This is a genomic window from Thermus scotoductus DSM 8553, from assembly GCF_000381045.1.
GTDB lineage: Bacteria > Deinococcota > Deinococci > Deinococcales > Thermaceae > Thermus > Thermus scotoductus.
The window spans coordinates 23,187-49,788 of sequence record NZ_KB905733.1 but is presented as its reverse complement, the minus strand read 5'-3'; the positions used below and the strand labels follow the sequence as shown (position 1 = coordinate 49,788).

Genomic DNA, 26,602 nt, shown 5'->3' with positions numbered 1-26,602 from the left:
TTCAAGGTCCACGGGGAACTTTGTCCCCAAGAACATTGTACCAAATCCGTGTCCACCTGTGGTGGACGTGGGGGAGTCCATGTATCCCCGGTTTGGTCAGCCTGTAGGGCTATCTTGGAAACCGGGGGATTATAGCTCCCCCACACCCCCTCTTTTCTCTAAGCGGGGGAAGGGTGTGGGTCAAAAGAGGGCTGGGACGGGAACTCGCCTTGCTCACGCAAGGGGGCGAAGGCGCCTTCCCCCTGGGGCAGGGGTTTGGCCTGGCCCTTCTGGAACCGGGGGAGAAGGCGCACCTGGACTTTTCCTCCCTGGAGGAGGAGGCGGTGTTGGAGCTTCTGGGGGAGGCCTATGCTCCTGAGGATTCCTGGGGGCTTCTTTTAAGCGTGCGGGGGGCCTGGGGGGAAGGGCACCTGCGGCTGGAGGGATCCTTTGCCCATCGGCTTCTCCTTCCCCCTGGTCCTTTTCACCTGCGCTTTTCCGGCGTGGGGGTGGCCGAGTTTACCCTGCGGGCCTACCGCCCGCGGTCGGACGAGGGCACCTTCCGTTCGGGCAAGGCTCCGGTGGACGTGTGGGTCTTAGCGGCGAAGAAGGCCGAGGAGGTTCCAGAGCAGGGTGAGAAGAAGGGAAAGAACCAGGGCCGAGGTGAGGGGAATGTACACCCGTAGACCTTCCCGTTCTATGCGGATGTCCCCCGGCAGGTGGCCGAACCAGGAAAAGAGCTTGGGGAAATAGAGGAGCACCAGGCCAAGAAGGACCAGCAAAACTCCCAGGAAAAGTAGAGCCTTACCCACCTCCATCCCGAACCTCCAGATAGGCAGTGAGGGCGGCACCCAAAAGCCCGGCCTCCCCGCCCAGGAGGGCCCGGCGCAAGGGGGGAGCCTCCCAGCCCGCCAGGTAGTGCCGGTAGGCTTCCTCCAAGGCTTCCCAGTAGGCCTGAGGGGCGTTTAGGGCAAGTCCCCCGCCCACCACCACCACCCCGGGGTCGAAGGCCTTCACCAGGCTGGCCAGGCCCATGCCCACATAACGGGCTGCCTGGAGGAGGATGCGCCGGGCCCTGGGCTCGCCTTCCTGGAAGAGCTGGAAGAGCTCCTTGGTATCCACCTTGCGGTGGTAGGCGTAGGAGGCTTCCCGCTCCAGGGCCCTGCCCGCCGCCAGGGCCTCGAGGCATCCCTCCAGCCCGCAGCCGCACACCGGCCCCCCGGGAAGCAGGGTGATGTGGCCGAGCTCCCCTCCCTGGCCTCTTTCCCCCCTCAAGACCCGCCCCCCCAGAACCACCCCACCCCCGATCCCCGTGGATACCGTGAGGAAGAGGGAGCTACCTTCTCCCCTTGCCGCTCCCAGGTGGTGCTCGGCCAAGGCGGCGGCGTTGGCGTCGTTTTCCAGATGGACGGGCCTTTTGGTGGCCTCCTCCAGAAGGCGGCGGATGGGGAAGTTCACCAGGCCCCGGATGTTGGGGGTGAAGCGGATCACCCCCTCCTTAAAGTCCAGGGGCCCCGGGGTGCCCAGGCCGATGGCCACACCCTCCACCCCAGCCTCCGCCTCCGCTTTCCTGGTAGCCTCGGCCAGGGCCTGCACCACCGCCATCCCGCCTTCCTCGGGGGTGGGAAGGACCACCTTGGAAAGAAGCCTCGTGCCGTCAAAGACCCCGGCGGCGATCTTGGTGCCCCCCAGGTCCAGGCCCACCACGGTCATGGGATCTCCTCCTCCAGGGCTGCTTCCGCTTCCCCCAGAAGGGCCTCGGGCACAAAGAGGTTCACGTCTCCCATGTAGGTGCCCAAGGCCGCCTCGGGCAGACCGGAAAAAGGGGTTTCCAGGACGACGGGGATGCCCCTGGCCTCGAGCCTCGCCTTCATTCCCTCGGCCACGGGCCGGGGGGCGGTGAGGAGCTTCCGGTAGGGGGTGCCGGCGATCAAGCGGCGTTCCATAAAGCCTCCACCAGGCGCACGTAGTCCTGGGCGGCCCTTTCCACCTCGGCCAAGGGAATATGCTCCCTGGGGGTGTGGGCTAAGGAGGGATCCCCCGGGCCGTAGCCCAAGACGGGAGCCTTGGTGCCCAGATAGGGGGCGTCGGTGGTGAAGGGCCAAAGGCCCGCCCCCTCCTGGCCCAGGGCCTTAAGGGCCGCAAGGAGCAAGGGGTGGTCCTCCGGCAGGCGGTAGGGAGGCCAGAGGGCGGGGATGACGAGGCGCACCTCCCCCGAGGCCCGTTCCTCTTCGGGGATGTAGACCGAGGCATCCCCCAGGGCCTTGAGCCTTTCCAAAAGAGCTTCCAGGTTGGCCTCGGGCTCGTAGCGCACATCCAGGTACAGGCGCACCACCCCGGGGGTCTGGTTCCGGGCCCCGGGGTAGGTGTCCACCCGGGTGGGGGTGAGCTTGAGGCCGGGGGAAAGGGGAAGCTCCTTTAGGGCCAGGAGGTACTCCCCGAGGCCGAAGAGGGGGTTTTCCGGGCCCGAGAGGGCGGCGTGGGCCTCCTCCCCTTCAAAGTCAACCCAGACCTCCGCCCGGCCCCGGTGGCCCCGCATGAGCCTTCTTCCCGAGGGCTCCCCCAGGATGAAGGCCAGGGGGGAAAGCCTTTCTGCGGCATGACGGCTCCCCAGGCCCCCCACTTCCTCCTGCACCGTAGCGAGGAAGCGCACCCGTCCCTTGAGGGGTCTTTGGGCAAGGGCCTCGAGGGCCAGGAGCATGGCCACCAAAGGGCCCTTCATGTCCACCGCCCCCCGGCCAAAGACCGCTTCTTCGGCCACGGTACCTTGGGGATAGGGCCAGTGGGCGGGGTCTCCTGCGGGGACCACGTCCAGGTGTCCCGCCAGGACCACCTCGGGTTCCTTCTCCCCCAAAAGGGCCTCCACGTTGCCCGCCTCGTCCAGGGTGGCCGTCAGGCCCATGCCCTTGAGGGCCTCCAGGAGAAGGGCCGCTGCTTCCCCCTCCTGTCCCGGGAGGCTTTCCGCCTGGATGAGGCGGGAAAGAAGCCGGATCCAGTCCACGACCCTATCCTACACCCCGGCCCAAGGCCACCGCATAAAGGGCTATCCCTAAGGCCACGGAGGCGTTCAGGGACTCGGCCTCCTCCCGCATGGGGATGCGGAAAAGCTCGTCGCAGCTTTCCCTTACCAGCCGGCGCATCCCTTCCCCTTCCGAGCCTAGCACCAGGGCCAGGGGCCTTTGGAAGTCCAGCTCTCTAGGGGTCTTTGCTCCCCTCACGTCCAGGCCGTACACCCAAAGCCCCTTTTGCTTGACCTCCTCGAGGGCCCGGGGAAGGTTTTTCACCTTCACCACGGGAAGCTTTAAGGCGGCCCCGGCGCTGGCCTTCAGGGCCAGGGGCGAGAGGGGGGCGCTTCGGCGCTCCTCGGACACCACCCCGTGGGCTCCCAGGGCCAGGGCGCTTCGGATCATGGCCCCGTAGTTCCTGGGGTCGGTGATGCCGTCCAGGAAGACCAGAAGGGGAAGCTCCTTGCGGGCTTCCGCCAGAAGGAAGGCTTCCTCCAGGGGAGCGTAGCGGGGTTCCTCCACCTCCGCGGCCAGGCCCTGGTGGTGGGTGGTTCTCAGGAGGGTATCCAGCTCGATCCGGGGCACCAGGGTGTACTCCGCCCCGAGTTTCTCCAGCTCCCTTAAAAGCCAGGCCTCCACCCCCCGGGCCACCAGGACGCGTCGCACCCGGCCCTCCTTCAAGGCCTCGAGGACCGGGTTCCTTCCGTAGATCCACATGGCCTGAGTTTACGACGGGGTATCATGAAGGCGAAGGAGGCGAGCCATGTACAAGACCATCCTGATGCCCACGGACGGAAGCCCCTGTAGCTTCCAGGCCCTAGAGCACGGCCTTTCCCTGGCCAAGGCCTTGGGGGCCAAGGTTCACTTCCTCTACGTGCTGGAGAATCCCGCCCAGGCCATCTGGATCGTTCCCGAAAGCGTTCCTTATGGCCTTGAGCTTTTGGAGGACCTGAAAAAGGCGGGGGAGGAGGCTATTGCCAAGGCCTTGAGCCTGGCTCAAGAGAAGGGGGTGGAGGCCACGGGGGAGGTGAAGGAGGGGGTGCCGATACCCACCATCGTGGAGGCGGCCAAGGGCTTTGACCTTCTGGTCATGGGTACCCACGGGCGCACGGGTTTGGACAAGCTCCTCCTGGGCTCGGTAACGGAGGGGGTCCTGCACCGGGTTTCCATTCCCGTCCTGGTGGTGCGCTGCCGCTAGATGCGCTTGGTCTCTGCCTTTGTCTCCTCTCGCCTCGCCCCGGAGGACCCCCTTTACGCCAAGCTGGTTCGCTACGGGGAGGTGATGGCCGAGGAGGGCTTCGGCCTGGCCTGTGGGGGCTACCAGGGAGGGATGGAGGCCTTAGCCCGGGGGGTGAAGGCCAAGGGGGGCATGGTGGTGGGGGTCACCGCCCCGGCCCTTTTCCCCGAGAGGCAGGGGCCCAACCCTTACGTGGACCTAGAGCTTCCGGCTGCCACCTTGCCCGAGCGCATCGGTAGGCTTTTGGACCTGGGGGCGGGGTACCTGGCCCTGCCGGGTGGGGTGGGCACCTTGGCCGAGCTCACCCTGGCCTGGAACCTCCTCTACCTAAGGCGGGGCCTGGGGCGGCCCTTGGCGGTGGATCCTTACTGGCTTTCCCTCCTCAAGGCCCACGGGGAGATCGCCCCGGAGGACCTGGCCCTTTTGCAGGTGGTGGCGGACGAAGAAGACTTGCGGGCGTTTTTGCGGAGCCTATGAGCGAAACCCTTGTGGTGTACGTGCCGGATCTGGGCCAGGGCGTGAGCTTCTATCAGGCTTTGGGGCTGGCCCTGGAGGAGCTGATCCCGGAAAAGGAGGCCCTTTTGGCCCCAGGGGAAGGCCCCCTCCTCCTTCTCCGGCTGGGAGGGGGAGGGGTGGAGCGGGGGCCGCAGAGGCCGAGCCCCGAGGGCCGGGGTTTCGCCCGGTTGTGCCTGGAGGAAGGGAGGTTGGTCTTCTTGGTGGAGGACCTGGCCCACGAACGCCTTCGCCTGGCCAAGTACGGCCTGGCCTTCCTGGAGGCAGGGGAGCACCTCCTCCTCTTTGACCCGGGGGAGAACCCGGTCTTGGTGCGGGAGCTTCCCCCAGAGAAACATTCCTGACCCGAGGAGATACATGAAGCTTTGGCTTTTGGACCTGGACGATACCCTTCTTGTGGACCACCGGGTGAGCGAGGAGATCTTGGGCCGCCTGGGGCAGGAAGCAGGGATGGAGGGGCTACCCCAGGCGGTGCGGAGAAAAGCAGAGGAGTTCTTCCGGCAGGCTCCCTTCTACCCCTGGGCCGAGCGCATCGGCCACTCGGCCCTGGAGGCCCTTTGGGCCCGCTACTCCACCCCGGGGCTGGAAGCCCTAGCGGAGTGGGCCTGGCCCTTTCGGGAAAGGGTTTTCCGTGAATCTCTTTTGGAGCTTGGGGGTCCAGGGGAAAGGGCGCGGGAGTTGGCGGAGGCCTTCTTTTGGGAACGGCGCCGCTATCCCCTTTTCCCCGAGGTGCCTGAGTTTTTGGAAGCCCTAAGGGCCAAGGGGGCCAGGCTGGTTCTTCTTACCAACGGGGTACCGGACCTGCAGCGGGAAAAGCTCTTTGGGACCGGCCTGGGGGAGGCCTTTGACCTTACCCTGGTCTCCGGGGAGGTGGGCCTGGGCAAGCCCGATCCCAGGCTCTTCCGCATGGCCCTTTGCGCCTTTGGCGTGGGCCCGGAGGAGGCGGTGATGGTGGGGGATAACCCCGAGCGGGACATCAAGGGAGCCCTTTCGGCGGGGATAAGGGCGGTGTGGGTGGACCGGGGCCACCGCCCCAAGGACCCCTGGTATCCCGCCCACCTGGAAGTCCAGGACCTCCGGGAGGCCTTGGCCCTCCTGGAGACTTGACCCTCCTTGGCCGCATTTAATACCCTTTGTGATTTCCTTCCGTGGGCCAAGGGCTTCCTGGGATAGCCTTGGACCATGTACGAGGCTTTGCTCTTCATCCACAACCTGGTGCGCTGGTTCGTTCTAGCCTTTGGCCTCTTAGCCCTCTGGCGCCCTGGGGCTAAAGAAGGAGCTTTTTTCGCCCATGCCCTCACCCTGCAGGTGGTGTTGGGGATCCTGCTGGCCTTTGTGAGCCCTCTCTTTCAGGGAGCCTTGGCCAGCCTCGAGGCGACCCTGCAAACCCCAAGCGAGGCCCGCTACTTCGTGGCCGAGCACTGGGTGGGGGGGCTTGTGGCCTTGGGCCTGGCCCACGCTGGGCTTTCCCAGGCCCGAAAGGGAAAGCCCCGGGCCCGGCTCCTCTTCGCCCTGGCCCTGGCGCTGGTGCTCCTTTCCATTCCCTGGTTCCGGCCCCTTCTTAGGCTGTAGCCCGAAGCTCCACCCGGTCGTCCTCTCCCAGGAGGCCCGCCTGGACCATCCTGTGGAACTCCTCCATGGTGAACCGCTTGCGCACCGGGGTCGTGGTTTCATCTTAAGGCAGGTGGATCTTGCCCTAAATAGGCCACTGCGGCGTACCCCACCACGCGGCTTGTGTCCCCGGAGGCCTCGGCGCTGGTGGCGTAGGCCAGAAGCTTTGGCCGATTTCATGATACCACGCCTCTTGGGTTCCTCCTGCTGCGCCTTAAACTGGTCTTGTGCTGCCTTTCCCCCCAAAAAAGGAGGAGGACTTTGCCCCTCTTTTTCCCCCGGAGGTCCTCAGGCGGGGACTGGCCTACTTCCAGGAGGGCCGGGTGCTCCGGGTTTTTCGGGTAGGGGAGAGGGTTTTCGGCCTGGTGCAGGGTTCGGCGGAAGCCCCCTACCAGGTGGAGGTGGGTCCCGGGCTTTTGGGCCAGTGCACCTGCCCTTATCCCGACTTCCCTTGCAAACACGCAGCGGCGCTTCTCTATGCCTACGTGGAGGGAACGGTGCCCGACCTTGCGCCCCTGATTGAGGCTTTGACGCCCGAGGAGGCCAAGGACCTTTTGAAGAAACTCGCCGTGATTCCCGATGTGGCTTTGTATCTGGCGGAGGCCCTGGCCCCGGAGAAGGCCTTCTTGGAGGCGGTAAAGGCCCTGCGTTGGGCTTTCCGGCTGGGAGGAGGGTTGGGGGAAACCAAGGCCTTGTCCCTACGCTTGGACCGGGCGGGGAGGGAGGAGGTGGAGGCCTATCTGGAGGCGCTCCTCGAGGCTCCCTTTGATCCGGAGCCCTACCTCAGGGCGGCTTTGGAGCGCTACCTGGCCCTCACCCCTAGGCTTTCCTTCCTCCTGAACCTTTACCTGAGGCACCCTTCCGAGGCCTTGCGGGAGGCTTTCCTGCAGGTGGCGGGGGAAAGGGGGGAGGAGGCCCTTCACCTTTTAAGGGGTGGGAACGGCTTGGGGCTTAAGCGGGCGCTTAGGGCCGAGCTTCTCTTCCGCCTGGGGCGGGTGGAGGAGGGGCTTTCCGCCTTGCGGGAGGGGCTTGAGGGGGTGGAGGACTACCTCCATCTGGTGCACCGGCTCCTTTCCTTAGGCCGGGTGGAGGAGGCCTTAAGGTATGCGGAGGAAGCCCGGGACTGGTTTGGGAAAGACCCCAGGCTCCTTCCCCTTCTGGACCTGTTGGTGGCCCATAGGGGGAACCCGGAGGACCACCGGGCCCGCTTTGGGGTAAGGCCGAACCTCGAGGACTACCTGGCCCTAAAGTCCAAGCTGGGCCGGGAGTTTTACCGGGAGCGCAAGGCTCTTCTCAGGCAGGTGCGGGACCCCGCCCTCCTGGCCCGCATCTACCTCTTGGAGGAGGATTGGAAGGCCTTGGACCGCCTGTTGAGGAACGCCCCGCCGGAGGCCTATCCCGCCTTGGCGGAGGTCCTGGAGGAGAAACTTCCCGAGGAGGCCAAAAAGCTTTACCGGGAAGCGGCCAGGCGCTTGGTGGAAAAGGGCCCCCGCAAGGCCTACCGGGAGGCAGCCAGGCTCCTTGGGCGCCTTTCCCGCCTGGACCCCAAGGGGGCTAGGGAGGCGGCCTTGGCCCTGGTCCTGGCCTACCCCAGGAGGGCTGCCCTGAAGGAGGAACTCGCCCCTTTGTTCTCGGAAAAGCCTCATGGACCTGTGGAAGAATAACCCCGTGGAGCGCTTCCCTTGAGTAGAGGTCTTCCGGGGGCTGGCCATCTTGGAAGTGGTCCTCCACCACGTAACGGGCCGTTTCCTGCGGGAGCTTTCCCCGGGAAGCTTGGAGTGGTACCTTCTTGCGGCAACGAACCGCACCTTACACTTCGCTGTACCGGCCTTTCTCTTCATGGCGGGCTTCCGGAAGACTGCCCGGACTGCTACGCTCGGCAAAGCCCCTTACCCTATGCGGCCCTTTTGGCGACCCCCCTTCTCATCCTCCATGCGGGCAACGACCCCCTTATTCCCCCCACTCAAGCTTGTCGCCTGAGGGATGTGCGGGAGAAGATGGGCCGCAGGGTGTATCAGGTGGCCCTGACCCGGGAGGGTGAACCCTGGACCCTGCCCCTAACCAAGGACCGTGCCTGCCTAAGGCCCACGGGGTTCGGCCCCCTAGGGGAGGACCACCTAATCCTCTTTCCCGACCTCCACCATGCGGTGATTCCGGCCATGGAGGCTTGGGTGGAGCGGTTTGTCTTGGCCTGGCTCCGCTAAGAGTCCAGAAGGGGGATGGCCTGAGCCAGCATCTGCCTAAGAAGGGGTTCTAAAGCCTTTGCTTCCTCCTCCGTGTAGGCGTGAAGCTCCACCGGAAGGCCCTTAAAAGCCTTTCGCGCCAGGCGGTGAAGGTCCCCGCGGGCAGGGCCTTGGTAGATGAGGAGGAGGTCCAGGTCGCTTCCCGGTAACGCTCGGCCCGTGGCCCAGGAACCGAATAGGTAGCTCTGTTGAAGGGGAACTTCCTTCCCCAGGGATTCAAGCCCCTCCTTGAGGCGCCGAAGAACCTCGTCCTGGGTCCAAGGGGGGAAGAAGACTCTGACAGAACTCATAGATCTCCTCCGCATGGCGCAAAAGCCGCTCCGCCTCGGGGCGCCGGTAACGCTCAAAGGGAGCCCCTTCGGGGAGGGCATCGGGATAACGGGTGGGGATGTAGGCCTTGTCCAGCTCGCTGGCTGCGTCTAGGAGGGACTCGCTTACGGGATGCCGCTTGGCTAGTTCCTCCAAAAGGCCCAGCACCGAGTGCCCCCAGGCCACAGCTCCTAGGTGCTGAAAGACGGCTTTAACCGCTTTTTCCGCTGCTTGTTGAGCGGAGAAGGCAGCCCACTCGTAAAAGCCCTTTTCCAAGGCGAAGCGGGCGTGCTCCAAGTCCCTCCTTGCTTGAAGGATAAAGTCCCGGCTTCGCTCCACAAAGGCAGTATAGCCCATCCCGATTGACAACCTGAGGAGCTTGCCGCATAGTAAACCTTGCGGCCATACCTTGGAGGGTTGGCCGAGCGGTTGAAGGCGGCGGTCTTGAAAACCGCTGTGGGCTTCAGGCCCACCGGGGGTTCGAATCCCTCACCCTCCGCCAAACGGCTTGGAGAGGTGGCCGAGTGGTCGAAGGCGGCACCCTGCTAAGGTGTTGTACCGGGAAAACCGGTACCGCGGGTTCGAATCCCGCCCTCTCCGCCAGAAAGCCCGGTCTTAGACCGGGCTAACGTTTTGGTCATGCTGGCCTTGCCCTTGCCTCCCCTCAAACCCTGCCGTTTCCTGAAGAGGAAAAACCGCTTCCTGGTGGAGTCGGACGTGGGGCCCTTGCACCTTCCCAACTCCGGGCGGATGGGGGAGCTTCTCCTTCCCGGGGCTCCTTGCTTTTACCATCCCAGGCCCACGCCTAAAACGGTGGGCCGGATGATCCTGGTGGAAAGCCAGGGGGTGCTGGTGGGGGTGGATGCTTCCTTGGCCAACCGGCTCCTGGAATTGCTTTTGAGGGAAGGGGTTTTCGGCTCCCTTGCGGATTTGCGAAAAGAGGTGCGCCTGGAAGGGGAGAGGCTGGACTTCTCCGCCCGGATTGGGGGGAAGGAAGCCCTTTTGGAAGCCAAGAACTGCAACCGGGTGGAGGGAGGCCTGGCCCTTTTCCCCGATGCCCCTACCCCTCGAGGCGCCCGGCACCTGAGGCTTCTTTCGGGGTTTGCCCGGGCCGGGGGCTTGGCCTATGCGGTGTGGATGGTCCAGCATCCCCTGGCCCGGGCCTTTGCCCTCGACCCTGAGGACCGGGTTCTTTACCAGGCAGCCCGGGAAGCAAAGCGGGCTGGGGTGCAGCTTCTGGCCTACCGGGTGCGGCCGACCCTCGAGGCCCTCCACCTGGAGGAACAGCTTCCCTGGGTCTGGTTACCCTCCCAGGAGGATCTGGAAGGCCACCATCAGGGCCACGGCTAGGGTAAGCACCGTGGCCACTCCCTCCGCCTTGGCCTCCCTTAAGGCTTCGGGGAGGATTTCCGCCACCGCCATCCAGGTCATGGCTCCGGCGGCGAAGCCCAGGCCCACGGGCAGGGCGGGTTTGAAGGCCTCCACGAAGAGGTAGGCGGGCACGGCCATAAGGGGTTGGGGGAGGCTGGAAAACACGCTCCAAAGGGCAGCGCCCAGGACGCTAACCCCCCTGGGGATCAGAACCAGGCTGATGGCCAGGCCTTCGGGAATGTTGTGCACGGCGATGGCCAGGGTGATGAAGACGCCCAGGGCTTCCCCACCCCCGAAGGCCACCCCCACCCCCACTCCCTCAGCGAAGGAGTGAAGGGTCATGATGCCCACCATCATGAGGGCCTTGCGGGCGTCCAAGCCCTTCAGTTGGCCAAAGCTTACCTCCCGGCCTTGCAGGAAGCGGTGGGAAAGCTGAATGAAGAAAAGGCCCAACACCACTCCCAAGAGGGTGCGGCCCAGGTGGTAGTGCACCCCCTCGTAGATGAGGCCGAAGCTGGCCGAGAGCATAAGGCCAGCAGCCGCGGCGTTGGCCAGGCCCAGGTGATGGGCCAGGATGCGGCGGGTGAAGAGGAAGGGTAGGGCTCCCAGGCCCGTGGCGATGGCGGTGAAAAGGGCGTATAGGAAGACGGTCCAAGGGGAGATGGATAAGGGCTCCACGGCTAGCATCTTACTGCAAACGATTACTGTTAGCAATAAGCCAATCCCTGACCACCTGGGCTACCGCCTCCCGGTCCCGGTCCAACAAGAGGTCATGCCCACTTTCGGGAAAGACCAGGTAATCCTTCTTTTGGCTTCCCAAAAGGGCGTGGTAGCTGCGCACTCCCTCCGGGGCCACCACCTTGTCCCGGCCCGCCTCGATCACCAGGGCGTTAGCCTTCACCTTGGGCAGGACCTCCGGGGTGCGGCGCATCAGGGCCAAAAGCTGGAGCAAGGCCCGGGTGGGGAAGTAGGGGTAGTTGGGGTTTTGCTTCTTGAGCTCGGGGTCTTGGATGGAATCGGGGCCGGGGAAGCGGGGGATGAGCCAGGCCAAAAAGGGGGCCAGGGGGGCAAGGGGGTGCTTGAGGGCCATGGCCGGAGCTAGGGCCACCAGGGCCTGGGTGGGGGTTTCCGCCGCCAGGTGGGCGGAAAGCAGGGCGCCCATGGAAAGCCCCACCACCCCTCGAGGCTCGGGCAGTTCCCGGTAAAAAGCCCGGGCCGTTTCCAGCCAGTCCTGCCACCGTACCTTGAGGAGGTCCTCCGGCCGGGTGCCGTGGCCGGGAAGGGCTGGCTGGCTCACCTGAAACCCGGCTTCCCGCAACACCTGGGGCAAGGGACCCAGGGTGAGGACGGGGTGCGAGGTAAACCCGTGAAGCAAGAGGAGGTTCATGCCCCTAGCTTACGCAAATGGGTATGGGTTTGCCCTTCGGGCAAAGCAACAGGGTACCCCGCCTGGACGCTTGGGAGGTGGCATGGTAAAACGGAGGGGAATGCTGGGTCAACCGCCGGGCCATTCTGGGCAACCTTCAGGCCACCTTGAAGGCAACCTTGCGGAGTTCCCCTTCTCGGCTTTGGTGGGGGCTTTGATGAGCACCGGGCGCACGGGCCAGCTTCTCCTCCGCACCCCTTACCTGGAGGGGGAGGTCTTCCTGCAAAACGGCCAGGTGGTCCACGCCCGGGTGCGCTCGGGGGAGAAGGTCTTGGAGGGGGAGGAAGCCTTGGACCTTCTCACCGGGATCAAACGGGCTCCCTACCGCTTTGAGCCCGAGGTGTCGCCTCCCCACACCACCCTTCTTGGGGGGCTTGCGGTGCCTGCTCGCCTGGCCGAGGCCGAGGCTCAGTGGCGGGGGCTTTCCCTTCCCGTCGACTGGGGGTATGTCCTGCGCCTGCCCGCAAAGGGAGGTGCGGTGGAACTTGGCCCTGAGGCTTTGCGGGTTCTTGCCCAGGTGGAGGGAAAACGCATCGTGGAGGTGCTCCTGGCCCCCGGGACCCTGCGCCTGGCCCGCATCCTGCATACCCTTTTGCAAATGGGGGCCCTCGAGGCGGTCCCCCTGGTGGAGGTGCCGCCCGCTTCCCTTCTTGTCCTTCCCATCTACGGCCCGGGGTCCGGGGTGGCCTATGTGGACGAGGCCCTTTACGCCGAGTGGGCCCGGGCCATCCGCCACGGGTTCCGCCTGCGCCTAAGGCCTCCCGAGGTGGTGATGGAGGTGCGGCCCAGGCCCAACATCCCGGGCCGGCTGGGCCTATTGGAGGAGGATCTCAGGCGCCTCCGCCTCAGGCGGGGGGATAAGGTGGAGGTGGTGCCGGAGGTATAGCCATGGATATCCTGGCCTTAAACGAGTATCTCAACCGGGTCGTATACGGCTTTCCCATGAAGCTGGTCTTCCTCCTGGTGGGGGCCTATCTGGTCATCTTCCAGATCCGCTGGTTCAGCGCCCCCTTGCGGATGATGCGGGTTTCCTTCAGCGAAACCCTGGGAGCCATCCGCGAGCGCACCTACGGCTTCGGCGGGCAGATCACGCCCTTCCAGGCCACCATGGTGGCCCTATCCGCCACGGTGGGGACCGGGCACCTTTTGGGCATGCTGGCGGCGGTGCTCGTAGGGGGCCCGGGGGCGGTCTTCTGGATGTGGCTGGGCTACTTCTTCGGCACCGGCACCAAGTTCGCCGAGGCCACCTTGGCGGTTCATTTCCGCCGCCGCTATGCCGATGGCTCGGTTTCCGGCGGGCCCATGTACTACCTGTACCGGGGCCTACCCAGGCTCCGTTTTCTGGCCTACTTCTTCGCCTTCTTCGCCGCCGTGGCCGCCTTCGGCATCGGCAATCTCTCCCAGGTTGGGGCGGTGGGGGGTGCCCTGGCTCCTTTAGGGGCGCCTCCAGCTTTGGTGGGGCTTTTCCTGGCCCTGCTGGTAGGGGTGGTGCTGGGGGGAGGCATCGTGCGGGTGGCCCGCTTCGCCCAGGTGGTGGTGCCCTTGAAGCTCCTTCTTTTCCTGGTGGCGGTGGTTCCCCTTCTGGTGGTTTACGGGGGCCAGATTCCAGAGGCCCTGGCCCTGGTCTTCCAGGCGGCCTTCAGCCCGGAGGCAGCCTTGGGGGGAGCGGCGGGGTATAGCCTCTTCGCCGCCATCAACGCCGGGCTTGGCCGGGGCATCTTCGCCAACGAGGCGGGCTTGGGCTCCGCGCCCATCGCCCACGCCCAGGCCCAGGTGGACCATCCCGTGCGCCAGGGCTTCTGGGGGGTCACGGAGATGTTCGTGAGCTTCCTGGTGACCAGCCTCACCGCCCTTACCTTCATCGCCTCGGGGCTTTGGCGAGGAGGAGGAAGCGCCACCGAGGTGGCAGGTGCCCTCTTTCAGGTCCATCCCCTGGGCGGGCTTATCCTGGCCGTCACCGTGGCGGTCTTCGCTCTGGGGACCATGGTCTCCTGGGGGTTTTACGGGGAGGAGGCCGCGGCCTTTATCTTCGGGGAAGGGATCCGCTGGCCCTACCGCCTCACCTTTGCCGTTTTGGCCTTCGTGGGGCCCTTGGGGGGCCTCGAGGCCTTCCTGGCCATCTCCGACACCCTAAACGGCCTCATGGCCATCCCCAACCTCATCGGCCTGGTGCTCTTGGGGCCGGTGGTGGGGCGGCTCGTCTACGGCTTCTTCCGGGGAGAGCCCTGGGTGCCTCCCCGCTAACCCCACTCCCGGATGGGCACCAGCTCTCCCCCCACCACTTCCTTGCGCACCGGGCGGAACCGCCGGTCAAACCAGATCTCCAGCACCGCCCGATCCAGGCTCTTGGGGGCCACGATCTCCTTGCGCACGTAGTAGCCCCCCTCCACGGGGCTTATCTCCGTGGATTTGGAAAGCCTTAGCTCCACCACCTCGCCGCTTTTCGTGCGCACCCGCACCCTAAAGGCCAAGGGGCCTTCGGGCTTCACATGGGGGTCTGGGCGGAGGAACCACATAAGGGGTCACAGGGCGTAGAGGAGTTCGGCCAAGAGGGCCGTGCGTCTGGGGATCTCCGAGACCACCACGTACTCGGTCTTCTGGTGGGCGTCGCCTCCAAAGAGACCGAGGCCATCCAGGGTGGGCACCCCAAGGGCGGCGGTGAAGTTGCCGTCGGACCCTCCGCCCACCCGGCCTGGACGTAAGGAGAGCCCCAGGGCCTCGCCGATGGTCCGGGCCTTTTCAAAGAGGGCCAGGCTTTCCGCCGTGGGCTCCATGGGAGGGCGGTTAAGGCCTCCGGAAAGCTCCAGCCTGGCCCCGGGGAGGATGGGGGTGAGGCTTTTAAGGCCCTCCTCCACCCGCTTCACCTCCTCCAGGGTCCAGGCCCGGAGGTCGATCTCCACCCAGGCTTCCTCCGCCACCACGTTGCTCACCGTGCCCCCTGCCACCACGTTGGGGCCCAGGGTGGTGCCCTTTTCCCGGTCCTCGAGGGCCGCGACCCTTACGATCTGGTGGGCGAGTTCCAGGATGGCGTTCACTCCCTTTTCCGGCTCCACCCCCTGGTGGGCGGCCTTGCCCAGGGCCTTAAGGCGGTAAAGCCCCACCCCTTTTCGGGCCACCTTGAGATCCCCTTCCGCCGTGGGGGGCTCGAGGACCAACACTGCCCTGGCCTTTCTGGCGGCGGCCTCGATGAGGGGCCGGCTTTCTTGGGAGCCGATTTCTTCGTCCGGGGTGAAGAGGATTTCCAAAGGGGGAAGCTTTCTTCCCGTGGCCTCCGCATGGCGAAGGGCGTAGAGCAAGGCCACGATGCCCCCTTTCATGTCGTAGACCCCGGGCCCCACCGCCCGGTCCCTTTCCACTCGGAAGGGCTCGGGGAAGCTTCCCCTGGGATGGACGGTGTCGTAGTGGCAAAGCACCAGGACCGGGGCTCCTTCCCCTTCCCGCTTCAAGAGAAGGATGGGGCCCAAGGGGGTGTCCTTGCGGGAAAGCCGCCCCTGGAGGGGCCCGAAGGCCTCTTCCAGGAAGGCCGCCGCTTCCATTAGACCCTTCAGGTCCTTGGAGGGGGATTCCCGGCGCACGAAGGCCTCGAGGTCCTTTAAAAACTCAGGGAGCTTCGCCTGCATCCAGGCTAGGGTTTCCATGGGCTCATTATGACCTAAGCCCAAGGGGCCTGGTGCCTCTTGGCAAGGGGGCCTCCCCGTGGTATAAAGGAGGGGTATGCCCTTCGGGGCCGGTTCACGCGAGAGGGGAGTGAGGGGTCTCCCCCTACTTTTCGTGTGAGCGTGCGCGAAAAGCGCCCGCCTTCCCAAGAAGGCGCGTAAGGAGGAAAGAGGCGGCATGGAAGAAAAGGCGACCCAGGTCAGCGAAGCCAACTTGACCCCAGGCCAGACCTTCAGCATGGAGGAGGCCCTTCAGGAAACCGAGGCCCGCTTGGAAAAGCGCGTGCGCCCGGGCCAGATCCTGACGGGCAAGGTGGTCCTGGTGGGCTCGGAGGGTGTGGCGGTAGATATCGGCGCGAAGACGGAAGGCATCATCCCCTTTAACGAGCTTACGGAGAAGTCCCTTCCCGAGGAGGAGCTAAAGGCCCTTTTGAAGCCCGGGGATCTGGTGCGGGTCCAGGTGATCAAGGTGGACCCCGAAACGGGCCAGGTCCTTCTTTCCCGCAAGCGGGTGGAGGCCACGGAGCACTGGGACCGCATCCGGGAGCTTTATGAGAAGGGCGAGCCGGTGACCGTCACCGTAAAGGAGAAGGTCAAGGGGGGCGTGGTTGCCGACCTGGATGGCGTGTCCGCCTTCATCCCTGCTTCGCAGCTGGACCTCAAGCGCATCCCCAACCTGGATGCCTACGTGGGCCAGCAGATCCTGGTGAAGATCATCGAGTTTAACCGCAAGAAGGGGCGGGTTCTCCTCTCCCGTCGGGCGGTTTTGGAAGAGGAACAGAAGCGGGCCAAGGAGGCCTTTTTCCAAAGCCTGCAGCCCGGCCAGGTGGTGGAGGGTACGGTGGTGGACGTCACCGACTTCGGGGCCTTCGTGAACCTGGGCCCGGTGGACGGCCTGGTGCACCGTTCCGAGATCACCTGGGGGCGGTTTAACCACCCCAAGGAGGTCATCCACAAGGGGCAGAAGGTGCGGGCCCAGGTGGTTTCCGTGGACCCCGAGAAGGAGCGGGTCAACCTTTCCATCAAGGCCCTGATCCCCGATCCCTGGACCACCGTGGCCGAGAAGTACCCGGTGGGAAGCCGGGTCCGGGGCAAGGTGGTGGGCCTCACCCAGTTCGGGACCTTCGTGGAGGTGGAGCCTGGCCTCGAGGGGCTCATCCACATCTCCGAGCTTTCCTGGACCAAGAGGCCCAAGCATCCCTCCGAGGTGGTGAAGGAGGGGGACGAGGTGGAGGCGGTGGTCCTTCGGCTGGACCCCAGTGAGCGCCGCCTTTCCCTAGGGCTCAAGCAGACCCAGCCCGATCCCTGGCAGCTCCTCACGGAAAAATACCCCCCGGGTACCGTGGTCAAGGGCAAGGTCACCGGGATCACCGACTTTGGGGTCTTCGTGGAGCTGGAACCCGGCATGGAGGGGCTGGTCCACGTTTCCGAGTTGGACCACGGGCGCATTGAGAACCCCGCCGCCCTCTTCAAGAAGGGGGAGGAGATGGAGGTGGTGGTCCTCAACATCGACCCCGTGGAGCAACGGATTTCCCTCTCCCGCAAGCGCCTCCTGCCCCCCCCGCCTCCTAAGGTGGAAGAAGAGCGGCCTCGTCGGGCCAAGGGCAAGGAGGCCCGGGGCAAGAGGAAGCCTGGACCGCGCCGCGAGGAGCGCCGGGAGTACGAGTACGGGGCGGTGGCCGAGTACAACCTGTACGATGCCTCCGCGGTGCCCACGGCTAGCGCCAGCGTGAAACTCGGGGACCTCTACGGAGACCTTTTGGCCAGCCTGGGCCTCGAGGAGGAGAAGCCCTCCTAAAGCTTCCAGAAGTTATGGGACCCCGCCTTGGCGAAAGCCAAGGCGGGGTGGTTTACCGGGGCCCCCACTCCGCCGGTAGGCAGAGCGGGGTGGTATTACTGGAGAGCCTCTTCCTCCTTCTTCCCGTAGAAGATGCGGAGCAGGGTGTAGGAAACGAGGTAGGTAAGCAAGGGCCCGCCCAGGACCAAGGTCCAGAGCACGGCGTTGTTTCCCAGGATGGAGCCCTGTTGCTGGAAGTCGATCTTGTACCCGGCTAACGTGGTCATGAGGAAGAAGACCAGGAGGGCCAGGATGACGCTGGTGCGCACCGGGTGCTCTGAGGGAAGCTCCATGTAGCGCATCTTGTCCTTGCGGGTGTCCACGAAGGGCAAAAGAAGCCCCACCAGGCCCAGGATTCCCGGGATCAATACCCCCCCGATGAACTCCGGTCCTATGGTGGCCCCGAAGAGGCGGAACTTCCAGCTGGAGGGGATGATCTGCAGGATGCCGTAGATCCAGAGGAAGTACCAGTCGGGCTTGACCGCAGGGGTATTGGGGGTGGGAGGGCCGAAGGCCTCGATGGGGTGGGCCAGGAAGGCCCCGGCGATCATGGTCATGATGCCCACGTACAGGGCGAAGAGGATGCCCATCATCACCAGCTGCTGGGGGTACATGGGCACGCCGAGAATCCTTCCAGGGGCCACCCTTTCCGCATAGCGGGGCTGGGTGTGCTTCTGCTTCATCATGATGGCCATGTGCGCCCCGATGAGGGCCATGAGAAGCAGGGGAAGCCAGAGGACGTGGAGACTATAAAGCCTGGGGATGGACTTCTCCGAGCCCGGGAACTCTCCCCCGAACATCACCTGGGCCAGGGTGGTACCCACCCAGGGGATGGAGTTTGCGATCCCGTAGCCGATGCGGGTGGCGGTGACCGCGTAGTTGTCGTAGGGAAGGGCATATCCGGTGAAGGCGGTGACCACCGCCAGGCCCAAAAGGGCCAGGCCCACCAGGTAGTTGAGCTCCCGGGGTTTCTTGTAGGCCCCCGAGAGGAGAATGCGGAGCATGTGCAGGAAGGCGGCGGCGATCATCACGTTGGCCGACCAGTGGTGGAGGCTACGGATCACCGCCCCGAAGGGAAGGCTGTCTATGTAGAGGACGCTGGCGTAGGCAGCGGGCACGGTGCGGCCGTCGGGGAGCTTCACCTCCCGGATGGAGGGTTCAAAGTTGAGGGTGAGAAAGATGCCGGTAAGCACCAAGACGATGAAGGCAAAGAGGGTGATCTCGCCCAGGAAGAAGGAGTGGTGCACGGGAAAGGCCTTGCGCAAGACCTTCTGGTAAAGGCCCGTGAGGTCCAGGCGTTCGTCTAACCACTTGTACATGCTTCCCTCCTAGACATGACGGTAGAAAGCGGCTTCCGCCTTCACCCCCACCTCGCCCAGGAACTCCCCGGCGGCCACCAGGACGCCTCCTTCCACCATAAGAGGAAGCTGGGGTACAGGCCTGGGCGGGGGGCCAGCGATGACCCTGGCTCCGCGGGCGAGGTCATAGATTCCACCGTGGCAGGGACAAAGGGCTGCCTTCTTGTCCGCCACCCACTGGCTCACGATGCAACCCAGGTGGGTGCAGACGGCGGAGTAGGCCACGATCCCTTCCACCCCGTTCTGGGCCACCTCGGGGGCGAGCTCCTCGGGGTTATAGCGCACCACCAGGACGGTGTTTTTGGCCTCGCCGCTTTTCACCACTTTGGTCTTGGGGTCCATGGGGTAGGCCAGAACGAAGGGGTCGCCGGGCTTGAGCTCCTCAGGGCGGATGGGTTGAGGCTCACCCCCGCCTTGGGCGTAAACCAGAATGTCTCCCGGCTTCAGGGGTTCCTTCTCCGGGGTGACCTCGGCCTTGGGGCGCAGGCTCGCCCCCACGTAGAAGGCGGAAACCAAGGAGAGGCCGATGCCGGTACCGATGGCGGTCTTCAGGAAAAGCCGCCTGCGGGATCTTTGCAAGCGAATCTCGCGTTCGTCCATGCTTCACCTCTTACCAGGGGAAGTGGCTCTTCTCCTCCTCGGTGATCACCTCGTCCCGGCCGAAGAACTTCTTGTAAATGCCCAAAAGGGCGGCTACCACTAGGCTGATGGTTCCGAAGACAAAGCCCTGGAGCCAGGTGGGGTTATGCCCGGTCTGGGCGGCGTAAACGAGAAGGCGCACAAAGAAACCGGAGAGGGCGGTGAGGAGAAGAACCAGGACCACACCCACCGCTACCGGTGCGGTGGAGGGAGTGGGGAAATGGCGGCCAGGGCGAAGCTCTATCCCTTCCAGCCAGTAGGAGACCAGGCCGATTAGTCCGTAGAGGAGTAAGACAGCGCCAAAGGCCATGAGGCCAATCTGGCCCACGGAAAGCTTTTGTGGAACGTGGCCCAGGAGGCGGACGATGTGGAGCCCATCCAGGTAGGCCATGTAGAAGAGGCCTGCGGCCAGGATGAGGGCGAAGGTGGGTACGATGGGGTCGTTGCGGTACATGCCTTAGCCCTCCTTATTCCACCGGGCCGAAGTTGTTGCCGAAGCTGTTGCGGATGTAGGTGGCCACGGCTTTGAGCTCCTCTTCCGAGAAGGCGGCTCCCACCGGGGGCATCGCCCCGCGCCCGTTCTTTACGACGCTAAGGATCATCTGGGCGTCCTTTAGGTTGGCGTTGCCCGCCAGGGCAGGCATAACCGGGGGCATTCCCTGGCCGTCTGCCCCATGGCAGGCGGCGCAGTTGGCCTCGTAGATGGACTTACCCTTTTCCATGAGGGCCGGGTCCACGCTGGCTGTGGCCTGGCTGCCTCCTTCCTTAGGGGCTTGGGCTTCCTGGGCCGGAGGGGCTAGCTCGGTTACCACTTTCTCCGTTGCTGGAGAAAGGGCGAAGTAGGCCCAGATGCCGCCCAGTACGACCACCGAGGCCACCACGTACCAGATGGGGTTGAAGCGGACCGGTTCCACGGGAAGCTCAGGCTCGCCCACAGCCAGGCGGAGCTCGAGGGTCCCCGCCACCTCGCCCCTCTCGTCCAGGCCCAGGACCATCACATCGGGGTAGTTGTTAACGGTGAAGGGGATTTCTCGGACCTCCTGGCCTCCGCCGCGGAAGTGGGTTACCACCCGCAGGACATGCTCCCCGTCGGGGATCTTTCGGGTGTCTAGGTTTAGCCGGTAAGGGGGCTCCTTCAGAACCGCCAGGGGCTCGCTGGCCCCATCCAGGTACACCTCAATCCGGTCTACGACCATTCTGCCTCCCTTTGTGAAGGGGGGGTACAAACCCCCACTCCACTACTATAAGCGTACCCTGGCAAGGACAGATGTCCCCCCTTATGAAAGGGGAGGCTTAGGAGGCAAGGAGGGCCTGCAGACGGGAAAGGCTCTGGCGTACTCCTTGGATGTTCCCACCCACCTCGAGGGCCGCGGTGGCAGGGAAGCTCCTCAGCCGGGGGGCCAGCCTTTCCCAGGGCACGGCTCCCGTGCCCACGGGCAGGTGGTCATCCCGGCGGGCGTGGTTGTCGTGGAGGTGCAGGTGGATGAGCCGGTCTCCCAGGGCCTCCCAGTAGAGGAAAGGACCCAGGGGACCTAGCTCCACCAGGGCGTGGCCCACATCCAGGCAGAACCCGTACTGGGGGAAGCGGTCCAGGAGGGCCCTTAGCTCCTCCGGGCCCCGGAGGAGATCCTCCTCGGCAAGGGCCAGGTTTTCCAAAGCCACGGGGAAGGGAAGGGGGAGGAGGGCGGAAAGGGTCTTTTCCAAGGCTTCCCGGGCCAGGCTTATGGCCATGGGGTGGCGCACGGGTACCTGGCCGGTGTGGAGGACCCCCACCTTGGCCCCCAGGGCCTCGCCAAACTCCAGGGCCCGCTTGAGGCGCTCCTCGGCCAAGGCACGGACGCTGGGGATGAGGCTGGCTGGGTTCATCTCCACGAAGGGAAGGTGCAGGGTGAACCCCACCCCCAGGGCTTCCCCCGTGGCCCGCAAGGTCTTGGCGTCGGGAAGGGGCAGGACCTCGTGCAAGTCGTAGGGAACCTCGAGGTCCAGCCCCAGTTCCGCCGCCAGGCGGAAGGCTTCCTCATAGCCCATCTCCGCATTGAAGGGACTGAAACCTAGGCGCATCCCTGCCATTTTAGAGTGTTTTATGGCGGAGCTAACCCCTTCTCGCCCTATTGTGCTCCTTAGGTACTCCCAGACGTGGCTTGGAGGAGGGGTTTATCGGGGCCCCCACCCTGGCAGAGCAAGGGTGGGGTGGTATTACCGGATGGCCTCCGCCTTCTTCTGGGCTTCCTCCAGGGCCTTCTGGGGAGGAACCCCGCCCTTCAGGGTCTTTTCCAAGGCCTCTGCCAGGACGCTGGCCCAGGCGGAGAACTGGGGAATGCGGGGGCGCTCCTGGGCGTGGGCGATCTGCTCAAAGGCCACCTTGCGGAAGGGGTTTTCCCGGTAGAAGCCCTCCAGGAGGGGAATGGCCGACTTGCGCACGGGCACGTAGTAGCTGGCCTGTACCCAGCGGGCCACGTTTTCGGGCTCCATCAGGTACCTCCAGAACTCCAAGGCCCCCCGTACCTGGGCTTCCGTGGCCCCTCGGAGCACCACCAGCTGGGCCCCGCCCATGGGTACCTTGCCCCCTGGCTCCCGGGGCACCGGGGCCACCCCTAAGGTGAAGGCGAAGGAAAAGTTTTCCGCAGCGGGCCAGTTGGCGATGGAGGCCATGACCATCATGCCCTTGGTGCGCACGAAGTCCAGTTGGGCGAAGGTGGCCTCGGCCATGCTCCTTGCGGAAAGGGCCCCGGCGCGGTTTAGGCGCACCAGCATCTCCAGGGCCTCGAGGGCCTCCTTGGAGGTGAAGTTGGGCTTGCCTTCCCGCACCAGGTTCCCACCCCGGCTGGTCACCATGGCCTCAAAGAGCCAGGCCTGGGGGTCGGTGACGAAGATGAAGCCCTTGGCCTGGCGGGAGGTGAGGGCCTTGGCCACCTCCTCAAACTCCTTCCAGTTCCTCGGGGCTTTAAGCCCCTTGGCCTGGAAGACGTCCAGGTTATAGAAGAGAACGGGGGTGGAGGTGTTTAAGGGAAGGCCGTAGCGCTTACCGTCCATCACCCCGTAGTTCCAGGCGGGTTCAAAGAGATCCTCCAGGAAGGTGCGCTCCAGGTTTAGATAACCATCCAGGGCCAGGGCCCGGCCTTCCCCCACTAGCCGGGGAAAGAAGCTGATCTCCGCCTGGAAGAGCACGGGCTGGCTTCCCGTGCGTAGGGCGGCCACCAGCTTGGTTTCGGCATCCCGGTAGTCCCCTGCATACTGGGGTACCACCCGGTAGAGCCCCTGGCGGGCGTTGAACTCCTGGGCGAAGGTGGAAAGAAGCCTCCCCGCGGGGCCATCCATGGAGTGCCAGAAGGAAACCTCCGTGCGGGTGCCGGCCTGGGCCAAGGCCAGGGGAAGGAGGAGAAACCCTAGGGCCAGAGCTAAGGGCTGTTTCATGGGGGGGATTTTACCATCCCAAAAGTCAAGCCTGGGTCAGGGGCTTCTTTAGCGCCTCTCCACCCCCATGGCCTTCCTCTGGGCCTCCTCGAGGGCCATCTGGGGCTTCACCCCCTGCTTCAGGCTTCGTTCCAGGGCTTCCTCCAGGTAGCTGTACCAGACCACCAGCTCCGGGTCCTGGCTCCAGGGGCGGGCCACCTCCGCCTGGGCGAAGACCGCCTGCCTTTCGGGGTCTTTCAGGAAATCGGCAAGCTCCCTTTCCGCTTCTTTTCGCAAGGGCAGGTACCAGGTAGTCCGCACCCACTCCGCCTGGCGCTTGGGTTCCAGGAAGTGAAGCCAGAAGGCCACGGCTCCCCGGGCCTGCTCTGGGCTTGCCCCCTTGAGCACCGCCAAAGCTGCCCCGGAAAGGGGTACCGCACCCCCTTCCCGCCGGGGCAGGGGGGCCAGGCCCACGCTAAAGGGCAGGGAGGTTTGGGCCAGCACCACCGGCAGGGCGGTGGTGGGTCCGATTCCCATGAAGGCCTTGGTGCGCAGGAAATCGGCCACGGCGAACTGGGCCTCGGCCAGGTTTCTGGCCTGGGCGTGCCCCTTCTGCACCATGCGGTAAAGCATCTCCAAAGCCTCCACCACTTCCTTGGAGGTGAAGGCGGGAAGCCCATCCTTGACCAAGCTTCCCCCCAGGCTCATGACGATGGCGTTGAAGCTCCAGATGTCCGTGGAGATAACAAGCCCCTTGCTGGTGCGGCTGGTGAGCCTTTGGGCGGCCTCCTCCACCTCGGCCCAGGTCCTGGGGGGCTTAAGGCCCCGGGCGCGGAAGGCATCCTTGTTGTAGTAGAGGACGGGCACGGATAGCCCCAAGGGAAGGCCATAGGTCTGCCCCCGGACCTGGGTGGTTCGCATCATCTCCGGATAGAGGTCCCTGGGCAGGTTCTGGAGGTAGGGGTTCAGAGCCAAGGCCACCCCTTCCTGGGCCAGGCGGGGGAGGAAGGAAAGCTCCCCGTGGAAAAGGACTGGGGCACCCCCCGAGCGCAAGGCGGCCAGGAGCTTTACCCCTGCCTCCCGGTAGTCCCCCACGTAGCGGGCCTCAATCCGGTAGGTGCGCTGGGACTTGTTGAAGCTTTTTATGGCCTCCTCCAGGACGGTATTCCCTGGGGGGCCTGCCGTGTGCCAGAAGGGAATGACCGCCTGGGCCTGGGCCAGGGTGGCCAGGATCAGGGGAAGGGATAGAAACCGCCTCATCCCCTAAAGGTTATCCCGCCCGGGGTGAGAGGGCTGAGAGAGAGCCTTTTAAGGAAGGGTTCGGCCTGCCGGTAAAGGGTTTCCCGAAGGGTGAGGAAGCGCTCCCGGGCGGAGGGGCCTGGGAAGCCTGGGGGAAGGAGCTCGGGGGGAAGAAGAGGGTCCAGGAAAAGGAGCTTGCGCATCTCGTGCACCAGACGGGTCAAGGTCCGGAAGGCCAAAAGGGGGTCCTCGAGCACCGGGGGCACGCTGGAGAAGAGGGTTTGGTAATGGGCCGAGGCCTCCTTAAGGGAAAAGGCGCGGAGCACTTCCTCCTTCGGCCCGAGGTGTTCCGCCCGAAAGAGGGTGGCGGAAAGCCCGTAAAAGGCGAGGAGCTCTTGGGTGGCGGCGAGGTCCACCCCCGCCCCCAGGTAGACCCCGCTTTGCAGGCTGCCGTAGCCCAAAAGGGCCATCTCCCGCCGAAAGCGTTCCCTTTCCCCCCGCTCCTTTGGGCCTTCCGGCAGGACCAGGAGGAAACGCCCGTCCCAGGAGGTCCTGGCCTCGTAGAGGCGCCGCCGAACTTGGCGCACCTGCCAGTAGACCCGGTTGGAAAGGGCGTAGTAGGCGATGCGCCCCCGCCGCTCCGGCACTACCCAGCCCCTTTTGGCGCTCCGGGAAAGAGCGGCCCTCACCGCCGCCTCGGAGAAGCCCAGGACCTCCATCATGGTGATGAGGTCCCGCACCCGGGCGCGCCGTTCCGGGTAGATGTATTCCACAAAGAGGGTGAAGATGGTGGACCTGGCCCGCATCAGAGGGTTGGCTCCAAAAGGCGTTCCTTGTATTCCTTAAGGGCGGCCTCGAGGAAAGCCGCCAGGGGCATGCTTCCCAGGTTCCCCCGGTGCCGTCTGCGGACGCTCACCGTGCCCTCGGCCTTTTCCCTGTCCCCCACCACCAGGACATAGGGCACCTTCTGCACCTCGGCGTCGCGGATACGGGCCTGCATGCGCTCGGGGCGGAGGTCGGCCTCGGCCCTGAGGCCCGCTTCCTTGAGCTTAAAGACCACCTCCTTGGCGTAGTCCTCCTGTTTTTCCGAAACCGGCACCACCACCACCTGCACCGGGGCGAGCCAGAGGGGAAAGTCCCCGGCGAAGTGTTCTATGAGAATGCCGATAAACCGCTCCAATGAGCCAAAGGGGGCGCGGTGGATCATGACAGGGCGGTGTTCGGCCCCATCCGGCCCCACATAGGTGAGGCCGAAGCGCTCAGGGAGGTTGTAGTCCACCTGGATGGTGCCGAGCTGCCACTCCCTTCCCAGGGCGTCCTTCACCACGAAGTCCAGCTTGGGGCCGTAGAAGGCGGCATCCCCTTCCTCCACCGTGTAGTGGAGACCAGCTTCCAGGGCTGCCTCCTCAATCTGTCTTTCCGCCAGGGACCATTTGGCCTCGTCCCCCACGTACTTGTCGCTTTTGGGGTCCCGGGTGCCGATGCGGGCCCTATAGTCCTTAAGGCCCAGGGTGGAAAGCACCTTCAGAACCAGGTCCAAGACCCCCAAAAACTCCTCCTTCACCTGCTCGGGGGTACAGAAGAGGTGGGCGTCGTCCTGGGTGAAGCCCCGTACCCGGGTCAAGCCCAGAAGCTCCCCCGCCTTCTCGTAGCGGTAGACGGTGCCGAACTCGGCAAGCCTCAAGGGAAGCTCCCGGTAGGAGCGCTTCTTAAAGGCGTAGATGCGGATGTGGTGGGGGCAGTTCATGGGCTTTAGGAGGTACTCCTCCTCCTCGCCCCTTTCCTTGAAGCTGATGGGGGGGAACTGGCTTTCCGCATAGTAGGGGTAGTGGCCGCTGGTGCGGTAAAGCTCGAGGCTCCCGATATGGGGGGTGGTGACCAGCTGGTAGCCCCGCCTTATCTGCTCCTCCCGCATGAAGGCCATGAGCTCCTCCCGGATCACGTTCCCCTTGGGAAGCCAAAGCACCAGCCCCTTCCCCACCATGGGATCGATCAGGAATAGCTCCAGCTCCCGCCCTAAGCGGCGGTGGTCCCGCTTCTTGGCCTCCTCCAGCTGCCAGAGGTATTCCTTTAGCTCCTCAGCGGTGCGGAAGGCTACCCCGTAGACCCGCTGAAGCATGGGCCTTTTCTCATCCCCCCGCCAGTAGGCCCCGGCCACGTGGGTGAGCTTGAAGTGGGGGGGAATGCGGCCCGTGGAGGGCACATGGGGCCCGCGGCAGAGGTCGGTGAAGCCGTAGGCCTCGTCCCCTTGCTGGTAGAAGCTGATCTCCTCCTCCTCGGGCAGGTCCAGGATGAGCTCGGTCTTGTAGGGGTCCTTGCCCTGGTAGCGGGAAAGGGCCACCTCCCGGGGCAGCACGAAGCGGCGCAGGGGAAGGTCTTTGGCGATGATGGCCCGCATTTTTTCCTCTATGACGGGCAGGTCCTCATCGGAGATGGGCTCGGGGGCATCGATGTCGTAGTAGAAGCCCTTTTCGATCACCGGTCCCACCCCAAGCTTCACGCTCTCGGGGTCGTAACCCTTTTCGGCAAAGAACTCCTTCACCGCTTGGGCCAGGACGTGGGCCAGGGTGTGGCGGAAGAGGAGTTGGTACTCGGGGTCCTTCTCCGTGAGGATCCGGACCTGGGCCCCGGGCGGGAGGGGCTTCAGGAGGTCGTAGATCTCCCCGTTCACCAAGGCGCCCACCGCAGCCTTGGCCATCCCGGGGCCAATGGCCCGGGCCACGTCCCAGGCGGTGGCACCCTCCTCCACCTCGAGGGCCTTCCCATCCGGCAGGTAGACCACCATG

General features: G+C 64.9%; 32 protein-coding genes, 2 tRNA genes and 1 pseudogene. 14 read left to right on the top strand and 21 right to left on the bottom strand.

What is annotated here, in order from left to right:
- Positions 1–173: 173 nt before the first annotated feature.
- Positions 174–665, top strand: coding sequence for a hypothetical protein (locus F604_RS0103065; protein WP_019550380.1), 492 nt, complete (start codon positions 174–176; stop codon positions 663–665).
- On the opposite strand, the gene F604_RS12540 is transcribed toward F604_RS0103065, so the two are convergent.
- Genes F604_RS12540 through rlmB form a run of 5 tightly spaced genes read right to left on the bottom strand, consistent with a single transcriptional unit; the run spans position 576 to position 3,701 of the window.
- Complete coding sequence (locus tag F604_RS12540; protein WP_038029865.1) at positions 576–797, bottom strand: DUF2905 domain-containing protein; 222 nt, start codon at positions 795–797, stop codon at positions 576–578. The two genes, F604_RS0103065 and F604_RS12540, sit on opposite strands and share 90 nt — an antisense overlap.
- Positions 784–1,692 (bottom strand): glucokinase, encoded by a 909-nt coding sequence (locus F604_RS0103055; RefSeq protein ID WP_019550379.1) that lies wholly within the window; start codon positions 1,690–1,692, stop codon positions 784–786. Before F604_RS0103055 ends, F604_RS12540 begins: the two co-directional genes overlap by 14 nt.
- Entirely contained in the window at positions 1,689–1,925 is a 237-nt protein-coding gene (locus F604_RS0103050) for a hypothetical protein (protein ID WP_015718252.1), read from the bottom strand. Before F604_RS0103050 ends, F604_RS0103055 begins: the two co-directional genes overlap by 4 nt.
- Entirely contained in the window at positions 1,910–2,980 is a 1,071-nt protein-coding gene (locus F604_RS0103045; protein ID WP_019550378.1) for a M20 family metallopeptidase, read from the bottom strand. Before F604_RS0103045 ends, F604_RS0103050 begins: the two co-directional genes overlap by 16 nt.
- Before the next feature lie 4 nt (positions 2,981–2,984).
- The gene (rlmB, locus tag F604_RS0103040; protein ID WP_019550377.1) at positions 2,985–3,701 is read right to left on the bottom strand and encodes a 23S rRNA (guanosine(2251)-2'-O)-methyltransferase RlmB; all 717 of its coding nucleotides are present in this window, start codon (positions 3,699–3,701) and stop codon (positions 2,985–2,987) included.
- 46 nt (positions 3,702–3,747) lie between these two features.
- Between rlmB and F604_RS0103035 the strand changes: the two genes are divergently transcribed.
- The 5 genes from F604_RS0103035 to F604_RS0103015 all read left to right on the top strand — a co-directional run bounded on the left by F604_RS0103035 (position 3,748) and on the right by F604_RS0103015 (position 6,306).
- Positions 3,748–4,182: a universal stress protein gene (locus F604_RS0103035; RefSeq protein ID WP_019550376.1), complete on the top strand. Its 435-nt coding sequence runs from the start codon at positions 3,748–3,750 to the stop codon at positions 4,180–4,182.
- Positions 4,183–4,698 carry an LOG family protein gene (locus F604_RS0103030; protein ID WP_019550375.1) on the top strand — a complete coding sequence of 172 codons (516 nt, stop codon included), beginning with the start codon at positions 4,183–4,185 and terminating at the stop codon, positions 4,696–4,698.
- Positions 4,695–5,078 (top strand): hypothetical protein, encoded by a 384-nt coding sequence (locus F604_RS0103025; protein ID WP_019550374.1) that lies wholly within the window; start codon positions 4,695–4,697, stop codon positions 5,076–5,078. The genes F604_RS0103030 and F604_RS0103025 overlap by 4 nt, the downstream gene beginning before the upstream one ends.
- 13 nt (positions 5,079–5,091) lie before the next feature.
- The gene (locus F604_RS0103020) at positions 5,092–5,841 is read left to right on the top strand and encodes an HAD family hydrolase (RefSeq protein ID WP_019550373.1); all 750 of its coding nucleotides are present in this window, start codon (positions 5,092–5,094) and stop codon (positions 5,839–5,841) included.
- Between the two features lie 75 nt (positions 5,842–5,916).
- A complete protein-coding gene (locus F604_RS0103015; RefSeq protein WP_019550372.1) occupies positions 5,917–6,306 on the top strand; it encodes a hypothetical protein in 390 nt (129 codons plus the stop codon).
- A gap of 98 nt (positions 6,307–6,404) precedes the next feature.
- On the opposite strand, the pseudogene amrB reads toward F604_RS0103015, so the two are convergent.
- Positions 6,405–6,518 (bottom strand): annotated as a pseudogene (gene amrB / locus F604_RS12535) (AmmeMemoRadiSam system protein B); the annotation flags it as partial.
- Positions 6,519–6,572: 54 nt separating this feature from the next.
- On the opposite strand from amrB, the gene F604_RS0103005 reads away from it, so the two are divergent.
- Together F604_RS0103005 and F604_RS11840 are read left to right on the top strand one after the other, a co-directional pair.
- Complete coding sequence (locus F604_RS0103005) at positions 6,573–8,009, top strand: SWIM zinc finger family protein (protein WP_019550370.1); 1,437 nt, start codon at positions 6,573–6,575, stop codon at positions 8,007–8,009.
- Between the two features lie 243 nt (positions 8,010–8,252).
- Positions 8,253–8,549 (top strand): alpha/beta hydrolase, encoded by a 297-nt coding sequence (locus F604_RS11840; RefSeq protein ID WP_248644114.1) that lies wholly within the window; start codon positions 8,253–8,255, stop codon positions 8,547–8,549.
- Here F604_RS11840 and F604_RS0102995 read toward each other — a convergent pair.
- Together F604_RS0102995 and F604_RS0102990 are read right to left on the bottom strand one after the other, a co-directional pair.
- Entirely contained in the window at positions 8,546–8,878 is a 333-nt protein-coding gene (locus tag F604_RS0102995) for a nucleotidyltransferase domain-containing protein (RefSeq protein WP_019550368.1), read from the bottom strand. The genes F604_RS11840 and F604_RS0102995 overlap by 4 nt on opposite strands.
- Positions 8,805–9,236 carry a HEPN domain-containing protein gene (locus F604_RS0102990; RefSeq protein WP_026328933.1) on the bottom strand — a complete coding sequence of 144 codons (432 nt, stop codon included), beginning with the start codon at positions 9,234–9,236 and terminating at the stop codon, positions 8,805–8,807. The genes F604_RS0102995 and F604_RS0102990 overlap by 74 nt, the downstream gene beginning before the upstream one ends.
- A 72-nt stretch (positions 9,237–9,308) precedes the next feature.
- On the opposite strand from F604_RS0102990, the gene F604_RS0102985 reads away from it, so the two are divergent.
- From F604_RS0102985 to F604_RS11835, 3 genes are all read left to right on the top strand, one after another.
- Positions 9,309–9,399: transfer RNA gene (locus F604_RS0102985), tRNA-Ser, on the top strand.
- An 8-nt stretch (positions 9,400–9,407) separates the two neighbouring features.
- Positions 9,408–9,500, top strand: a tRNA-Ser gene (locus F604_RS0102980).
- A 36-nt stretch (positions 9,501–9,536) separates the two neighbouring features.
- Positions 9,537–10,247: a DNA/RNA nuclease SfsA gene (locus F604_RS11835; protein WP_155984147.1), complete on the top strand. Its 711-nt coding sequence runs from the start codon at positions 9,537–9,539 to the stop codon at positions 10,245–10,247.
- Here F604_RS11835 and F604_RS0102970 read toward each other — a convergent pair.
- Both F604_RS0102970 and F604_RS0102965 read right to left on the bottom strand, forming a co-directional pair.
- The gene (locus tag F604_RS0102970; protein WP_019550366.1) at positions 10,200–10,946 is read right to left on the bottom strand and encodes a ZIP family metal transporter; all 747 of its coding nucleotides are present in this window, start codon (positions 10,944–10,946) and stop codon (positions 10,200–10,202) included. The two genes, F604_RS11835 and F604_RS0102970, sit on opposite strands and share 48 nt — an antisense overlap.
- 10 nt (positions 10,947–10,956) lie before the next feature.
- Positions 10,957–11,655 carry an alpha/beta hydrolase gene (locus F604_RS0102965; protein ID WP_019550365.1) on the bottom strand — a complete coding sequence of 233 codons (699 nt, stop codon included), beginning with the start codon at positions 11,653–11,655 and terminating at the stop codon, positions 10,957–10,959.
- Positions 11,656–11,755: 100 nt separating this feature from the next.
- Here F604_RS0102965 and F604_RS0102960 point away from each other — a divergent pair, with 100 nt between their 5' ends.
- Complete coding sequence (locus F604_RS0102960) at positions 11,756–12,580, top strand: DUF4388 domain-containing protein (RefSeq protein WP_051080481.1); 825 nt, start codon at positions 11,756–11,758, stop codon at positions 12,578–12,580.
- Between the two features lie 2 nt (positions 12,581–12,582).
- Positions 12,583–13,938 carry an alanine/glycine:cation symporter family protein gene (locus tag F604_RS0102955; RefSeq protein WP_019550363.1) on the top strand — a complete coding sequence of 452 codons (1,356 nt, stop codon included), beginning with the start codon at positions 12,583–12,585 and terminating at the stop codon, positions 13,936–13,938.
- Here F604_RS0102955 and F604_RS0102950 read toward each other — a convergent pair.
- Together F604_RS0102950 and F604_RS0102945 are read right to left on the bottom strand one after the other, a co-directional pair.
- Entirely contained in the window at positions 13,935–14,210 is a 276-nt protein-coding gene (locus F604_RS0102950) for a hypothetical protein (RefSeq protein ID WP_019550362.1), read from the bottom strand. The two genes, F604_RS0102955 and F604_RS0102950, sit on opposite strands and share 4 nt — an antisense overlap.
- 6 nt (positions 14,211–14,216) lie before the next feature.
- Complete coding sequence (locus F604_RS0102945; protein WP_019550361.1) at positions 14,217–15,332, bottom strand: M20 family metallopeptidase; 1,116 nt, start codon at positions 15,330–15,332, stop codon at positions 14,217–14,219.
- A 196-nt stretch (positions 15,333–15,528) separates the two neighbouring features.
- Between F604_RS0102945 and F604_RS0102940 the strand changes: the two genes are divergently transcribed.
- Positions 15,529–17,148 (top strand): 30S ribosomal protein S1, encoded by a 1,620-nt coding sequence (locus F604_RS0102940; RefSeq protein ID WP_019550360.1) that lies wholly within the window; start codon positions 15,529–15,531, stop codon positions 17,146–17,148.
- A gap of 95 nt (positions 17,149–17,243) precedes the next feature.
- Here the strand turns inward: F604_RS0102940 and F604_RS0102935 are convergent, their stop codons facing one another.
- The 9 genes from F604_RS0102935 to thrS form a co-directional block, all read right to left on the bottom strand.
- The gene (locus F604_RS0102935; protein WP_019550359.1) at positions 17,244–18,506 is read right to left on the bottom strand and encodes a cytochrome b; all 1,263 of its coding nucleotides are present in this window, start codon (positions 18,504–18,506) and stop codon (positions 17,244–17,246) included.
- 9 nt (positions 18,507–18,515) lie between these two features.
- Positions 18,516–19,145, bottom strand: coding sequence for a QcrA and Rieske domain-containing protein (locus F604_RS0102930; protein WP_019550358.1), 630 nt, complete (start codon positions 19,143–19,145; stop codon positions 18,516–18,518).
- Positions 19,146–19,155: 10 nt separating this feature from the next.
- On the bottom strand, positions 19,156–19,638 hold the full coding sequence (locus F604_RS0102925; RefSeq protein WP_019550357.1) for a hypothetical protein: 483 nt from the start codon (positions 19,636–19,638) through the stop codon (positions 19,156–19,158).
- A 13-nt stretch (positions 19,639–19,651) separates the two neighbouring features.
- A complete protein-coding gene (locus F604_RS0102920; RefSeq protein ID WP_019550356.1) occupies positions 19,652–20,380 on the bottom strand; it encodes a c-type cytochrome in 729 nt (242 codons plus the stop codon).
- Between the two features lie 97 nt (positions 20,381–20,477).
- Positions 20,478–21,245 carry a sugar phosphate isomerase/epimerase family protein gene (locus tag F604_RS0102915; protein WP_026328932.1) on the bottom strand — a complete coding sequence of 256 codons (768 nt, stop codon included), beginning with the start codon at positions 21,243–21,245 and terminating at the stop codon, positions 20,478–20,480.
- 135 nt (positions 21,246–21,380) lie between these two features.
- Positions 21,381–22,598: an ABC transporter substrate-binding protein gene (locus F604_RS0102910; RefSeq protein ID WP_019550354.1), complete on the bottom strand. Its 1,218-nt coding sequence runs from the start codon at positions 22,596–22,598 to the stop codon at positions 21,381–21,383.
- 48 nt (positions 22,599–22,646) lie between these two features.
- Complete coding sequence (locus F604_RS0102905) at positions 22,647–23,837, bottom strand: ABC transporter substrate-binding protein (protein ID WP_019550353.1); 1,191 nt, start codon at positions 23,835–23,837, stop codon at positions 22,647–22,649.
- Positions 23,834–24,622 carry a PaaX family transcriptional regulator C-terminal domain-containing protein gene (locus tag F604_RS0102900; protein ID WP_019550352.1) on the bottom strand — a complete coding sequence of 263 codons (789 nt, stop codon included), beginning with the start codon at positions 24,620–24,622 and terminating at the stop codon, positions 23,834–23,836. The genes F604_RS0102905 and F604_RS0102900 overlap by 4 nt, the downstream gene beginning before the upstream one ends.
- Positions 24,622–26,601 carry a threonine--tRNA ligase gene (gene thrS / locus F604_RS0102895; protein ID WP_019550351.1) on the bottom strand — a complete coding sequence of 660 codons (1,980 nt, stop codon included), beginning with the start codon at positions 26,599–26,601 and terminating at the stop codon, positions 24,622–24,624. The genes F604_RS0102900 and thrS overlap by 1 nt, the downstream gene beginning before the upstream one ends.
- Between the last annotated feature and the right edge of the window lies 1 nt (position 26,602).